At 62.8% G+C, this 14,211-nt stretch carries 9 protein-coding genes and 1 pseudogene; 4 read left to right on the top strand and 6 right to left on the bottom strand.

Going from position 1 to position 14,211, the window contains the following annotated elements; translation table 11 throughout:
* Nucleotides 1–95 precede the first annotated feature (95 nt).
* The 3 genes from B5526_RS07385 to B5526_RS07395 form a co-directional block, all read right to left on the bottom strand.
* Nucleotides 96–3,449: an autotransporter outer membrane beta-barrel domain-containing protein gene (locus tag B5526_RS07385; RefSeq protein WP_244562216.1), complete on the bottom strand. Its 3,354-nt coding sequence runs from the start codon at nt 3,447–3,449 to the stop codon at nt 96–98.
* Nucleotides 3,450–3,650: 201 nt separating this feature from the next.
* Nucleotides 3,651–4,640, bottom strand: coding sequence for a DMT family transporter (locus B5526_RS07390; RefSeq protein ID WP_079544772.1), 990 nt, complete (start codon nt 4,638–4,640; stop codon nt 3,651–3,653).
* A 160-nt stretch (nt 4,641–4,800) separates the two neighbouring features.
* Nucleotides 4,801–5,640 (bottom strand): aldo/keto reductase, encoded by an 840-nt coding sequence (locus B5526_RS07395; protein WP_079537618.1) that lies wholly within the window; start codon nt 5,638–5,640, stop codon nt 4,801–4,803.
* A 211-nt stretch (nt 5,641–5,851) separates the two neighbouring features.
* On the opposite strand from B5526_RS07395, the gene B5526_RS07400 reads away from it, so the two are divergent.
* The 4 genes and pseudogenes from B5526_RS07400 to B5526_RS38860 all read left to right on the top strand — a co-directional run bounded on the left by B5526_RS07400 (nt 5,852) and on the right by B5526_RS38860 (nt 9,586).
* Nucleotides 5,852–7,177, top strand: a complete 1,326-nt coding sequence (locus B5526_RS07400; RefSeq protein WP_079537619.1) for an ABC transporter substrate-binding protein — start codon at nt 5,852–5,854, stop codon at nt 7,175–7,177.
* A complete protein-coding gene (locus B5526_RS07405) occupies nt 7,174–8,118 on the top strand; it encodes a carbohydrate ABC transporter permease (protein WP_154071182.1) in 945 nt (314 codons plus the stop codon). The genes B5526_RS07400 and B5526_RS07405 overlap by 4 nt, the downstream gene beginning before the upstream one ends.
* On the top strand, nt 8,115–8,942 hold the full coding sequence (locus tag B5526_RS07410) for a carbohydrate ABC transporter permease (protein ID WP_079537620.1): 828 nt from the start codon (nt 8,115–8,117) through the stop codon (nt 8,940–8,942). The genes B5526_RS07405 and B5526_RS07410 overlap by 4 nt, the downstream gene beginning before the upstream one ends.
* 120 nt (nt 8,943–9,062) lie before the next feature.
* Nucleotides 9,063–9,586: pseudogene (locus tag B5526_RS38860) on the top strand (REP-associated tyrosine transposase).
* Nucleotides 9,587–9,814: 228 nt separating this feature from the next.
* Here B5526_RS38860 and B5526_RS07420 read toward each other — a convergent pair.
* The 3 genes from B5526_RS07420 to B5526_RS07430 are packed head-to-tail and all read right to left on the bottom strand — an operon-like array spanning nt 9,815 to nt 14,178.
* Nucleotides 9,815–12,526, bottom strand: coding sequence for a nitrate reductase (locus B5526_RS07420; protein ID WP_079537621.1), 2,712 nt, complete (start codon nt 12,524–12,526; stop codon nt 9,815–9,817).
* Nucleotides 12,526–13,743 carry an NAD(P)/FAD-dependent oxidoreductase gene (locus tag B5526_RS07425; RefSeq protein WP_079537622.1) on the bottom strand — a complete coding sequence of 406 codons (1,218 nt, stop codon included), beginning with the start codon at nt 13,741–13,743 and terminating at the stop codon, nt 12,526–12,528. Before B5526_RS07425 ends, B5526_RS07420 begins: the two co-directional genes overlap by 1 nt.
* A 9-nt stretch (nt 13,744–13,752) precedes the next feature.
* Nucleotides 13,753–14,178 (bottom strand): globin family protein, encoded by a 426-nt coding sequence (locus B5526_RS07430; RefSeq protein ID WP_079544774.1) that lies wholly within the window; start codon nt 14,176–14,178, stop codon nt 13,753–13,755.
* Nucleotides 14,179–14,211: the final 33 nt, after the last annotated feature.

Below are 14,211 nucleotides of genomic sequence, written 5' to 3' on the forward strand. Positions count from 1 at the left end.
TGTACCAACAACGATCTCACCGTTCCTGAAGATGGCAGCGCGCAATGGACGTCCTCCGCGAGGGGTTTATCTTTGCCCTCTCATACCACGAAGAGTTACCACGTGTAACGCACGACGCCCTTGCCGGCATAGGATTTGGTGACGTCGGAGAACTCGCCCTCGAAGGCGACGGCGGCGGACCAGCCATTGAGCCATTTCACCTCGGCGGACGCCGTGGTCAGCGCCGAATCGTGCGACTGCGCCGCGCCGTTGACGACGAAGGCCGCACCCGGCAGCGTCTGGAACACCGCCGAGATGTTGCGATCGGTGTTGAAATCATGCGCCCAGGCAAAGCGGCCGCGCAAAGTGAGGATCGCGTTCTGCATCGCGAACGATCTGTCGGTACGAACGCCGAGCTCAGAGCGCGACGCCGTGACATCCTTGGCGGAATAATTCAGCGCGAAGGTGTTGGCGCCGGCGAGCACCTGCTCGGCATAGGCCGGCAGGCTATAGGTCGTGAACTGTCCGGCGGCGTAGGGCGTCACGCCCATCCACGGCGTCAGGTAGCGATAGCCGCCTTCGATCCGTCCCGAATACGCATTGGCATTGAACTCCGCGTGCAGGCGGTCGAGACCCGCGACGGTCACCATGCGATCGGTCGTCACGTCCTGCCAACCATAGGCGAGCGCACCCGACACATAGGCCGCGCCAATATTGTGCCGTACGAACGCGCCGGCCTGGAACAGATCCGAGCGTCCGGTGCCGAACCCGTTGACGCTGAAATTGGTGCCGCCGCCGGCGAGCGCAAAACCCACAAGCGTCGCTGGCGAAATCCGGTAATCCGCGCCGGCGACAAAGCCGAACGCGCGCGCTGTCGCACTGTTCGATCCCAACGCCGCGTTGCCGTCGGTGGTGGCGCCACCGCCATAGGCCGCGCCCCACACGCTCCAGTGCGGGTCCAAGAGATTGTTGCGCGCAACCTCCGCTTTGGTCGGGATTTTGGCGAAGGCATCGCGCGCGGCATCTTTTCTCTTTGCAGCATACGCGATCGCATCGCTTTCATCGGCGAAAGGCGCCGCGCCGCCGGAAGGCGGGCCGGACCCACCGCGTCCATCGATGAAGGGATCGGTCAATAGTCCCATAAACAGATTCATCGCCTCGAATGTCGCCTGCTGCGAACCGGTCGCGGTCTCGCCGGAGACTTGCGAGAGGCCGGCCGGCGTCAGCGCGCCGAACACCAGGGGAATGCCGCCATTGGCGTTGAAGAAATTCGTCAGCGCGTTGGCGACATTCCGCTGGTTGGCGTTGAGGCCACCCGGCGGATTGAAATTGAGCGAAAAATTCAGGAAGACATCATTGGGGTCGTAGGTCAGGCTGCCGACAACGTTCGGCACGTTGACATTGACCAGCGGATTGAAGGTCCCGCTGACGCCGCCGGTCGCATTCAGGATGGTGTATTGCTTGAGGATGTTGCCGCCGAGCAGCATCGCATTGACGCTAGCGCCGCCGAGCGTCGCGGTGCCCGTGACGTTGGTGCGGTCGGCGGTGGTCGAGACTTCGACGAGGTAAGTCGACGCCGCGGTGAATACCAGGCTGCCCTGCACCGTCAGCAAGCCGACCGAATTGCCGGGCGACAGCGTACCGCCATTGATCGTGGTGTTGCCGACGATGCCATTGCCGCCGAGCGTGCCGCCGGCATTCACCGTGACGCTGCTCGATGACACAATCGAGCCGTTGACGCTGAGGATGCCGCCATCGACCACAGTCGGGCCGGTGTAGGTGTTGATGCCGGACAGCGTGAGTATCCCGGTCCCGACTTTGGTAAGCGCGCCCGGGCCGCCTGGTCCACAGCCACAGGTATCGGCAATCACGCCGCTGACTTCGGTCGAGAGATTGTTGCTGCCGACGATCAGCGTATTACCGGCGCCGATATAATAGAAGCCAGAGCCGGCGATCGAGCCCGCGGTGATCCGTCCGTCCCCGTTCGGACCGATGCTGCCGGAGAAATCGACAAAGCCGGTGCCATTGGTGATGAACTGTGCGCTGCCTCCGGTTGAGTTGTCGAAGAAAAACGTGGCGGCGCCACTGTTGGTGGTAATGATCGCATTGCCGGCGGTTGAGAATGCATTGAAAATGGTTTCGCCGCCGGAATTGTTGGTAATCATCGCATTGGCGGCCGTAACGGTGTCCGTGCCCCCGGAATGGCCAAAATTTGTAATGCCGTGGAAGTTGTTGATGATGATCGCGGACCCGGCGGATGACGAATCGCCGAAATCCGTCATGCCGAAATTGTGGTTGGTGATATGGGCGGCACCCGCATTGCTCGCCGCGTTGAAGATGGTTGCACTACCACCGCCGTTGTCGATGGTCGCATTGCCGGCCGTACTGGTATCGGTGCCGCCAGGCGTGCCGAAAATGGTAGCGCCGCCGCCGCGGTTGGTAATGTTGGCGCTGCCGGCGGTGCTGTTGTTGAAGAACCCGGTCTCGCCGAGATCGTTGACGATCGTCGCCGTGCCCGCGGTGTTGCTGCCGAAGAATGATGTAAAGCCGCCGATGTTGGTGATCGAAGTGATGCCGGCGGTGTTGGCATTGACGATGTTGAACCGGCCTTCGTTGAGGACGGCACCGACGATGCTGCCGGTATGGGTGGCGTCGCCGAGTTGCAGCGTCCCGCAAGCACAGATCGTGGTGCCGCCGGTGTAGGTATTGGTGCCGGTAAGGATGACCCGGCCGGAGCCGAGCGTGTCGACAACGGTCAGAGCTCCCGGTCCGTTGCCGTCGGTGATGTTGCCAGCGAGCGTCAGCACGACGCTGTGGGAATCGATGAAGCTGCCGCCGACGGTGCCGTTGATTTTGAAATTGTTCGCGAAGGTGAGGTCGCTGAGGCCTTCGGCCTGGAATGCTCCGTCCTGAAGCATGACCGTACCGGACCCGACCGCGCCGTTGGTGCCCACCTGCAGCGTTCCAAATCCGCTGACCGTCGTCCCGCCCGAATACGTATTGATGCCAGTCAGCTTCAGCGTGCTTTGGCCGAGCAGCTGGACCTGAACGCCGGCGACCGATTCTCCGATGTTGTTGTTGATGGCGATCGTCTGGCCGGTATTGGCGTTGCTGATGATACCGCCGGCCGGTCCCGCCAGGCTGAAATTAACGGCCTTGTCGAAGATCGAATAGAACGACGCGTTGGAGGTGAAGGTCCAGGAACTGGGAGTGATCGGACCGGCGGACACGTCGACGACGGTAATTGCCGTCGCACCGAAAATCGCAGATTGGCCGGCAGCGACCGGTGCCGTAGCCGGAGTCCAGTTGGTGGAAAGGTTGTAGTCGTTCGAGACTCCGTTCCAGGTGCTTTGCGCTTGCGCCGGGGTCGCTACCACCAGGCTTGCGGCGGCCAAAGCCATGCCGGACGCCAGCGCGGTCACGCGTCGGCGCAGCTTGCCTTGCACCCACGATGGCAATTGAAAACGCACGCCCTCAGCCCTGTCATTCCCAGCGCTCTGCGGCGCTTGCGGGTCGAGGCTAGCATGCCGTTGACGGTAGGATTTGACGGTCCGGGCGGAATCCCTTGATGCGGCGCCGAAAAATGGCGTTTTCCGTTGCAGGTGTTGCGCCCGCGCAACGCTTGCGGCCCGGCCGATTTGCATCGACACGGTGCATCCCGGCTCGTTCCGTCAGGCGTTCGGCGACAGCTCCGCGTCCAACGCCAACAGCTGCGAGCGGCGGATGCGCTCGCGGTGCGCGGTATAGAGGCCGCTGGCGACGATGAAGGCCGCACCGGTCACGGTCCAGAGGTCAGGCACCTCGCCGAAAATCGCAAAGCCGAGGATAGAGACCCACAGCAATTGGGTGTAGGAAAACGGCGCCAGCACCGAGGCGTCGGCATAGCGGAACGCCAGCACCACGATCCACTGTCCCGCGGTCGAGGCCACGCCGATCAAAATCCCGAACAGGATGTCATGCCAGGTCGGGGCGACCCAGACGAACGGGACCAGCGCCGACAGGATGAAGACGCCTGCGATCGACGAATAGGTCATGGTGGTGAGGGCGTGTTCCCGTCCGCTCAACATCCGCGTCATGATCAAGGTGCAGGCCCAGGCCAGCGCGGAGATGATCGGGAAAAACACGGCGGGATGAAAGGCGCCGGTGCCCGGCCGCAAGATGATCACCACGCCGATCAATCCGACCGCGGTCGCGAGCCAGCGGCGTACGCCGACGCGCTCGCCGAGAAAGATGATCGACAATGCGGTGACGAACAACGGCGAGACGAAGCCGGTCGCCGATGCTTCGGCAATGGGAAGAAAGCGCAAGCCGGAAATAAAGAACAGCGACGATCCCAAAAGTGCTGCGCCCCGCATCAATTGCAGGCCCAGCCGTTCGGTTCGCATGGCGTAAAGCGGCGAATGCGGCAGCATCGCCGGAACCATGATCAGTCCGAACACCAGAAACCTGATCCAGGCGATCTCGATCGAGGGCAATGTCGCCGACAGATATTTCGCTGTCACGTCCGAGGTGCCGAGGAACACGGTCGAGGCGAGGATCAGCGCGATGCCGCGGAAAGGCCGGTCGGCGCGCGCCGGCGCAGCGCGTGCGGCTAACTTCTTCTCGGGCAAAGGTAATGGAGCGCTGTCCAGCCTGGCGGCTGCGGCTTGTGGCGGTGTCACGGTTGAAACTCGGATGCAAAAAATGTCGAATCGGGCGAGCACCTAAAAAACGACAATTGGCGTGGATCGACAAGGTACGAAAACAGGATGCCGATATGCGCGATTTGCGCCCGGTAACTTACCGTCGCCCTTTGAAACAGTTCGTTAACGCCTGTGTGCGCTACAGCATCGGCAGGCTTCGCGGCTTGGGTCCGCGCGGAAACGCTTTGTCGATCGCGGCGATCTCGTCACGGGTGAGCACGAGGTCGCCCGCAGCGGCGTTTTCGGCGGCGTGCTCCGGCGTCGAGGCTTTTGGAATCGCGAACACGAAAGGCTCGCGCGTCAGAAACGCGAGCGCGACCTGACGCGGCGACGCGCCATGCGCCTCGGCGATCCTCTCGAGCACCTCGCCACCCCTGCTGCGCGGGGAAGGAAACTCATTGTGGCCGAACGGCGAATAGGCGACCACCGCTGTGCCGTGCTGCTTGCACCACGGCATGACAGCGTGTTCGATCGCGCGTTGCCCGAGATGATAGAGCACCTGATTGCAGGCGATCTCGCCTTCGCCGGCCACCTCAAGCAGCTCGTCGAGATCGTCGACATCGAAATTGCTGACGCCCCACGAGCGGATTTTCCCCTCGCCGACCAGTTGCTCGAATGCGGCAACGGTTTCGGCCAGCGGATACGATCCGCGCCAATGCAGGAGATAACAATCGAGCCGGTCGGTTTTCAGCCGCGCCAGTGAACGCTCGCAGGCCACAATCGTGCCGCGCCGCGACGCATTGCTGGGCAGGACTTTCGAAACCAGGAAGATGTCGTCGCGCCGCCCCGCGATCGCTTCCGCGACCACCAGTTCGGCATCGCCATACATCTCCGCGGTGTCGATATGGGTCATGCCGAGATCGATGCCGCGGCGTAACGCCGCGACCGCCGTCTTGCGATCGCCGCGGTCGATGTACCAGGTGCCCTGCCCGATCACAGACACAGGCGGGCCGTTTTTGCCGAATTTTTGCTGTCTCAAGGGGCACCTCTAATACTTTCCGCGCGCACGATAAATGAACAAGCCCGCGCCGTCGATGTCGCCCCGCCTCCGTGAGAAGCAAGATGATTTCTTGTTCCGATCCCACGGCGTGCTATGAATCCGAAATAGCACGCACCCGCTCGGCCACCACCGAACGCGCCAGCCAAAATAATCGTCGCCGACAACGGCGGATTGCAGGGAGGATAACGACATGGCCCATTTTGGCCCGACCCGGCGTTCCCTATTGCAGGGAACACTCGCCGCAGGCGCACTCGGTCTCACCGGATTTCCCGCGCAAGCGGACGTACAGTGGAAGAAATATGCCGGCACCACCATCGAAGCCAACCTGATCAAGGGGCCGCGTGGCGAACTGTTGCAGAAATACGCCTCCGAGTTCACCGACCTCACCGGCATCAAGGTTGAATCCGAAGTCATTCCGGAGCAGCAGCAGCGGCAAAAGGCGGTCATCGAGCTCACCTCCGGCAAGCCGAGTTTTGATGTCGTTCATGTCAGCTATCACGTGCAGAAGCGGCAGTTCGAAAAGGCCGGCTGGCTCGCCGACCTGACCGCGTTCATGAAGGATCCGAACCTGACCGCACCCGACCTCACGGTTGACGATTTCTCCGCCGGCGGCCGGCAATTTGCCCAGAACGACAAGGGCGAAATGCATTCACTACCCTGGTCGGTGGACTATTTTATTCTGTACTGGAACAAGGAGCTGTTCGCGAAGAAGGGCGTGACGCTGCCGAAAACGCTCGACGAGATGGCCGTCGCCGCCGAGAAACTCAACGACCCTGCCAATGGGATTTACGGTTTTACCGGCCGCGGCTTGCGCAACGCCAACATGACGCTGTGGACCAATTTCTTCCTCGATTACGGCGGCGAGTTCCTCGACGACAAGGGCAACATCCTGACCGATGGCCCGGAGGCGATCGCGGCCACCAAACTGTACCAGCGCCTGCTAACCAAGACGGCGCCTCCAGGCGTTGCCGGTTTCAACTGGATGGAATCGATGGCGTCGCTGACCCAAGGTCGCGCCGCGATGTGGATCGACGGCGTCGGCTGGGCGCCGCCGATCGAGGATCCCAACGCGTCGCGCGTGGTCGGCAAGATCGGCTATGCCCTGGTGCCGGCCGGACCCAAGGGCCAATATTCCGCCGCCTATGGTGACGGCATCGGCATCCCCCAGGCCAGCACCAAGAAGGAAGCCGCCTATCTCTATTGCCAATGGGCGGTGTCGAAGACGATGGGCGCGCGGCTGTTGCAAAGCGGCGGCGGTATGCCGTTCCGGAATTCGATCCTCAACGACGAGACGATCCGCAAAGGTGTAAAAATGCCGCCGGAATGGCTGGATGCGGCGATCGGTTCGGCCAAAATCTCAAAGCTTGGCCTCCCCGTCATCATTCCGGTCGCCGAATTCCGCGACATCGTCGGCGCTGCGCTGACCGCGACGCTGTCGGGCGCCGATCCCGAGACCGAACTGAAGAAGGCGCACGCGCAATTCCGCCCGATCCTGGAGCGCAGCGAAAAGTCGTGAGCGGCATAGCGGCGAGCGAAACGGCGCCGGCCCGACCGGGCGATGCCGCGCGCGAAACGAGCGAGTGGCGGCCGCCATCCTATTGGCCGTTCGTTCTGCCGGCGCTGATCGTGGTTCTCGCGGTCATCATCTTCCCGTGGGCCTATACGATCTGGATGAGCCTGCACGAATGGAAGGTCGGCGCGCCGCCGACTTTTGTCGGCCTTGCCAACTACATTCGCCTGCCCAGCGATGGGCGTTTTGTGGAGTCGGTCGGGCACACGCTCCTCTACACCCTGCTGTCGGTGGCGCTGCCTTTGATCTTCGGCACGCTCGCGGCGGTGGTGTTTCACGCCAAATTTCCGATGCGCGGCTTTTTGCGCGGCCTCTTCATTCTGCCGATGATGGCGACCCCGGTTGCGATCGCCTTGGTGTGGACCATGATGTTCCACCCGCAGCTCGGTATCCTCAATTACCTGTTGTCGCTGGTCGGCCTGCCGCCGCAGCTCTGGGTGTTTCACCCCGCAACCGTCATCCCCTCGCTGGTTCTGGTCGAAACCTGGCAATGGACGCCGCTGGTGATGCTGATCGTGCTCGGCGGCCTTGCCGCGATCCCGGCCGAGCCGTATGAGAGCGCGCTGATCGACGGCGCGACCCGCTGGCAGGTTTTCCGCTACATCTCGCTGCCGCTGATCATGCCGTTTATCTTCATCGCCTCGATGATCCGCATGATAGACGCGGTGAAGAGTTTTGATATTATCTTTGCGATCACGCAAGGAGGCCCCGGCACCGCCTCCGAGACCATCAACCTCTATCTCTACAGCGTCGCCTTTGTCTATTACGACGTCGGCTACGCCTCCGCGATCGTGGTCGTGTTCTTCGCGCTCATCGTTGCGTTAGCGGGCGCGCTGCTGCGGCTCCGCCAGACCACGCACTGGAACGACTCCGGGGGCATCGCATGAGCCCGCTCCGACGCCTGCTCGGCCAGGTCGGCCTCGCCTTCGCGCTCATCGTCATCGTGTCGCCGGCGGTATTGTTCTTCCTCTGGATGCTGTCACTGTCGGTGAAATTCGAGGTCGACAACGCCTCCTATCCGCCGGTCTTCATCCCCGAACATTTCAATTGGGGCAATTACGCTGCCGTCTTCGCCTCCAACCGGTTCTCGACCTATTTTATGAATAGCCTGATCGTCACGGGGGCAGCGACCGCGTTCGCGCTAATAGTCGGCGTGCCCGCGGGCTATGGCCTCGCCCGCATGCGTGCACATAAGGCGGCAATCGTGATCCTGATCGCGCGCATCACGCCCGGCCTGTCTTATCTCATTCCGCTGTTTCTCTTGTTCCAGTGGCTGGGACTGCTCGGCACGCTCTGGCCGCAGATCATCATCCACCTCGTGGTGACGGTGCCGATCGTGATCTGGATCATGATCGGTTATTTCGAGACCACGCCGATGGAGCTCGAAGAGTCGGCGCTGATCGACGGCGCCACAAGCTGGCAGGTGTTCCGTTACGTCGCGCTGCCGATCGCGCGGCCGGGGATCGCGGTCGCGTTCATCCTGGCGGTGATTTTTTCGTGGAACAATTTTGTCTTCGGCATCGTGCTGGCCGGGCGGGAGACGCGCACGCTGCCGGTTGCCGTCTACAACATGATCTCCTTCGACCAGTTGAGCTGGGGCCCGCTCGCCGCCGCGGCGCTGATTGTCACTTTGCCGGTGCTGCTGCTGACGGTGTTCGCGCAACGCCAGATCGTGGCGGGCCTGACCGCGGGCGCGGTCAAGGGCGGGTAAATGCCGCAGCCGGTAGGATGGGTTGAGCTCTTCGCGAAACCCATCATAAGATGCCAGATCGCAGGATGGGTTGAACCAAACGGGTCCGGCCTTTGGCCGGACCGATGCTAGCGTGCCCACATGACCGACTATCGCCGCAACTTCACTGCCGGGGGCAGCTTCTTCTTCACCGTCAATCTGGCAGAGCGACGGCTGCGGTTAACATATCGACGAGCTGCGCAGTGCGCTTCGCCAGACACGCCGGCATCATCCGTTCACAATCGATGCGATGGTCGTGCTGCCCGATCATCTCCACGCGGTCTGGACGCTGCCGGAGGGCGACGCGGATTTTGCCACGCGCTGGCGGCTGATCAAATCGGCATTTTCGCGCAGCCTCGCAACCGGCGAACGAATTTCAGACAGTCGCCAAAGGCGAACGCGGTATCTGGCAGCGGCGCTATTGGGAGCATACCATCCGCGATGAGAACGATTTTTCGCGTCATTTGGATTACATCCATATCAACCCGGTCAAACATGGGCTTGTGCCGCGGGTCAGTGATTGGCCGTATTCATCGTTCCACCGTATGGTAAAGCTTGGAATCTATCCCGCGGATTGGGCAGGCGATGTCTCGAATAACGGTGGGAATTTTGGCGAACGGCCCTAGGTCTCGGGTCGAGGTGATGGGTTTCGCAAGGGCTCTACCCATCCTTGGACCGCCCAGGCTTTGCACGCGGTATGGTTTTTGTATCGCATTATGCGGTCGTAATCGTCTCGCTGCCGCGGCATGCCAACTTCGGCGGTCTGCCGCTGGACGAGGCGATGAAGGCCAGCGGCGCCGCGCCGCGAGGTGATGGGTTTCGCAAGGGCTCTACCCATCCTACAGACTACGAAGCTAACTCGCGACCGCCTGCTTATGCCCATCCGCCGACGCAACCACACCCGCCTGCGCGGCCAACCGCTTCAATTCCGGAATGCACGAGCCGCAATTGGTGCCGGCCTTCAGCTGCGCGCCGATTTCGGCGGCCGTTCCCGCGCCTGCCGCGATCGCGTCGCAAATCGTGGTACGGCCGACCCCGAAACAGGCGCAGACGATCGGACCTGTGCTCGCCAACCCGTCCATCGATTTGCCTGACAATAGCGTGCGGCGCTGATCGTCGCTGAGCGCATCGGCGGCGAACAGGTTTTTCACCACATCCCAATCGCCCGCATCCCGTGCCGGGCCGACGAACAGGCAGGTCGCGATGCGATTTTCGATAAACGACGCCGCCCGATAGACGCCTCCGCCGAAATCCTTGTATTCGGCGAGATCGCCACAGGTGACCGAACGCAGCCATGTCTGCCATCGCGCCAGATCGGCATTGTCGGCGAACAGATAGCCGTAACCGCCGGCCACGGTGACCCGCGCCCACCAGACATGGTAAGGCAGTTGCAGCGGCACCCGCGACAGCGCGAAGCCGCGGAACACGTATTCGTACGGCACGATCGAGGCCGGCGTCGCCTTGTTCTCGGGCTGGCCGGAAAACGGATCGGTGATCGGTGCCACCAGCGCGCCGACGCGTGCGGTCGACGCCGTCGCCTCGCTCCAATGGATCGGCGCGAACAGCATGCCGCGCTGCTGCCGCTCGCTGACCGCCACCTTCAGCGTGCACTGCCCGTAGTCGGTGGTAACACGCGCAAAACTGTCGTCGTCTACGCCATATCGGATGGCATCGTCGGGATGAATCTCGACGAAAGGCTCCGGCAGGTGCTGGCCCAACCGCGGACTGGTGCCGCTGCGGGTCATGGTGTGCCATTGGTCGCGGATACGGCCGGTGTTCAACCGCAGCGGCCGGCCGGCGGTGGTCTCGCTTCGCAGCGCCGGAATTTCCGGCGCGATGAAGCGCGCTCTGTGGTCGTTTGCAAAGAATCCGCCATTGGCGAAGAACCGCTGCTGCGGCGCGCTATCGCCGGCGCGGATCGGCCACATCACCGGCGTCAGCTCGTCGAATTCCTCATCCGACAACGACGTCAACGCGCCGATATCGAAATCGCGGCCACCGCCATTCTCGAATGCCGAGAGCGCGGCGTGTTCGCGGAACACTTCCGCCGCCGATTTGAAGTCGAATGCCGGACCAAAACCGAGGCGCTTGGCGACCTCGCCGACGATCCACCAATCCGGTTTTGTCTCTCCCGGGGCTCTGAGGAACGCACGCTGCCGTGAAATGCGCCGTTCGGAATTGGTCACAGTGCCGGATTTCTCGCCCCAGGCCTGCGCCGGCAGCAGCACATGCACGCCGGCATTGACGGTATCGTTGGAGAGCACGTTTTCCGAGACCACAAACAGCTCGAGCTTCTTCAGCGCAGCGCGGGCAGCGTCCGCGTCCGGCAACGACACCGCGGGATTGGTGCCCATCACCCACAACGCCTTGATCTCGCCCTTGGCGATCGCCTCGAACATCTGGACCGCCTTCAGCCCCTCATGGGTGGCGATCCGCGGCGCCTTCCAGAATCGCCGCACGCGGTCGATGTCCGGAGGAGTGAACGCCATGTGCGCGGCGAGCTGATTGGCAAGCCCGCCGACCTCGCGCCCGCCCATCGCATTGGGCTGTCCAGTCAGCGAGAACGGCGATGCGCCCGGCTTGCCGATCCGCCCGGTGGCGAGGTGGCAATTGATGATGGCGTTGACCTTGTCGGTGCCCTGCGCCGACTGGTTGACGCCCTGCGAATACAGCGTCACCACGCGCGGGCTGCTCTTGAACATCTGGAAGAAGTCGGCGACCTCCTGCTCGGACAGGCCGGTCGCGAGCGCGGTCGCGCCAACACTGCCGGCGATGCTTTTCGCACGCGCCAGCGCTTCGTCGAAGCCGGAAGTGTGGTGTGCAATATAGTCGGAATCGAGAGCGCCGCTGTCTGCGAGCGCTACCAGCAGCCCCGAGAACAGCGCGGTATCGGTGCCGGGCTTCAATCCCAGAAACAGATCGGCATCGCCGGCGGTATCGGTCCGGCGCGGATCGATCACCACCATGCGCGCGCCGCGTGCCTGCTTGTTGGCGAGCATGCGCTGGAACAGCACCGGATGGCACCATGCGGCGTTGGAGCCGACCAGCACCAATAGGTCGGCGGCATCGAGATCCTCATAGCAGCCCGGCACGGTATCGGCGCCGAACGCGCGGCGGTGGCCGGCGACCGAGGACGCCATGCACAGCCGTGAATTGGTATCGACATTGGCGCTGCCGATGAATCCCTTCATCAACTTGTTGGCGACGTAATAATCCTCGGTCAGCAACTGCCCCGAGAGATAAAACGCCACAGCGCCTGGGCCGTCGCGCTTCACGATATGGGCAAAGCGATGCGCGACATGGTCGAGCGCGTCGCTCCAGGCGATCCGCTCCATGGTGCCTTTGCTGCAGCGGATCATCGGGTAGAGCAAGCGGTCCTCAAGCCCCAGCGTTTCGCCGAGCGCCGAGCCCTTCGAGCACAGCCGTCCGAAATTGGCGGGGTGCTCGGGATCGCCCGCTATCGCCGCGCCACCATTATTGTCCGGCGTCGCCAAGACGCCGCAGCCGACGCCGCAATAGGGACAGGTCGTGCGCGTGGCGCCCAAGGCTGGATCGATGGCCGTCATTACGCCGCCTCCGCCTGGACCGTCAGCGTGCGACCGAACATCATGCGGTTGCGAATTCTTGCGATCGGCTCGCGGCTGCGGATCAATTCGAGGTACCACAACGCGTCGCCGACGTCGCCGACCAAGACCGCGCCGCTCAGTCGACCGTCCGATATCACCAGCTTTTTGTAAGTGCCATGTCTGAAATCGTTCAGCACGATGGTCTCGGTTCCATCCGCGCCGATGAAATCGCCCGCCGAAAACACGCTGACGCCCGAGACCTTCAGATTGGTGGCGACCACGCTGCCCTGGTAGGCGGCAGCCCTGCCTGCGAGATGCCGGCTAAGGACATGCGCCTGCTCGTAGGCCGGTTCGACCAGGCCATAGCAGACGCCGCGATGCTCGGCGCATTCGCCGAGCGCGAAGATGCCGGGCGCGGCGGTCTGCAGATGATCGTCGACGACGATGCCGCGATTGACGGCAATGCCGGCCTCCTTTGCCAGCGCGACATTGGGCCGGATACCGGCGGCGAAGATCACCGCGTCGGCATCGATCCGGCGCCCGTCGGTCAGCTCAACGCCTTCGACATGCGTCTCACCGTGGATACGCGCGGTGTTGGCATTGAGCAGGATTTTGATCCCCTTGCGCTCGACGAGATATTTCAAGAGTTCCGCCGCCGGTGCATCGAGCTGCCGCTCCATCAGCCGGTCCATCAGGTGCACCAGCGTCACTGTCGCGCCGGCCTTGGCGAGGCCGTAAGCTGCCTCCAACCCGAGCAATCCGCCGCCGACCACGACGACGCGCTTCCTTTGCGCGGCGAGCGTCAACAGCAGATCGACGTCCCGGCTGTCGCGAAAGGTGTTGACGCCGGCGAGATCGGCGCCGGGCACATTGAGCCGCAGCGGCGTCGAGCCGGTGGCAAGCACCAGCCTCGAGAATGCGACGCTCTCTTCATTGGCGATCTTGAGTTCGCGGCGGCCGACGTCGATCTCGGTGGCAAGGCAACCATATTTCAAGGTGACGCCGCGGTCGCGCCACCACGCGGCCGGCTTCAGCTCGATCTCATGGGAACCAGTCTCGCCCGCCAATACCGACGAGAGCAGGACGCGGTTGTAAGCCAGACGCGGCTCGTCGCCGATCACGGCGATGGCGTAACGGCCTTGTGCTGTCTTGGTCAGTTCGTCGACCAGACGCGCAGCGGCCATTCCGTTGCCGACAATAACCAGCGGTTCGCTCACGCTATGTCCTTACTCGGCGGCCTCGGGGCGGCCATAGGCCTCGGAAATCATGTAGCCGGACAGCGTGGTGTAGGCCGCCGTCCATGCGTCCGCGACTTCCGGCGTCCAGCCATCGCCGAGGCCCTTTTCCAAAGTCCACAGCAAAGCGGCGCCGACCACCGGATAGTGCTCGGCCTTGGCGCCATAGCTGACGTGGCGGATGGCGAGCGCGCTCGCAGCCGGCAATATCGATTCAATATTACTAAGGCCCTTGACGACCGCTCCCAGCATCGTCATCAGCTTGCCGCGCTGTACGGCCATGTCGCCGGTGAACATCGGCTTCACTGCCGGGGCGATCTCGAACAGACGATCGTAAAAGATCACCGCCGCCTGATCCGAAATCGGCACCACTTTGGCAAAACTTTGCTGCACGAGTTTGACTTGGTCCGGTGTCATCTGTGACTCCTTGGCTTTGCGGGTTTCTCGTCC

The sequence above is a fragment of the Bradyrhizobium lablabi genome (genome assembly GCF_900141755.1).
Classification (GTDB): Bacteria; Pseudomonadota; Alphaproteobacteria; order Rhizobiales; family Xanthobacteraceae; genus Bradyrhizobium; species Bradyrhizobium lablabi_A.

Excerpts from the sequence above, each read along its gene's own strand:
- B5526_RS07400 (WP_079537619.1), top strand. The coding sequence starts at position 5,852 with ATGGCCCATTTTGGCCCGACCCGGCGTTCCCTATTGCAGGGAACACTC.
- B5526_RS07410 (WP_079537620.1), top strand. The coding sequence starts at position 8,115 with ATGAGCCCGCTCCGACGCCTGCTCGGCCAGGTCGGCCTCGCCTTCGCG.
- B5526_RS07420 (WP_079537621.1), bottom strand. The coding sequence starts at position 12,526 with ATGACGGCCATCGATCCAGCCTTGGGCGCCACGCGCACGACCTGTCCC.
- B5526_RS07430 (WP_079544774.1), bottom strand. The coding sequence starts at position 14,178 with ATGACACCGGACCAAGTCAAACTCGTGCAGCAAAGTTTTGCCAAAGTG.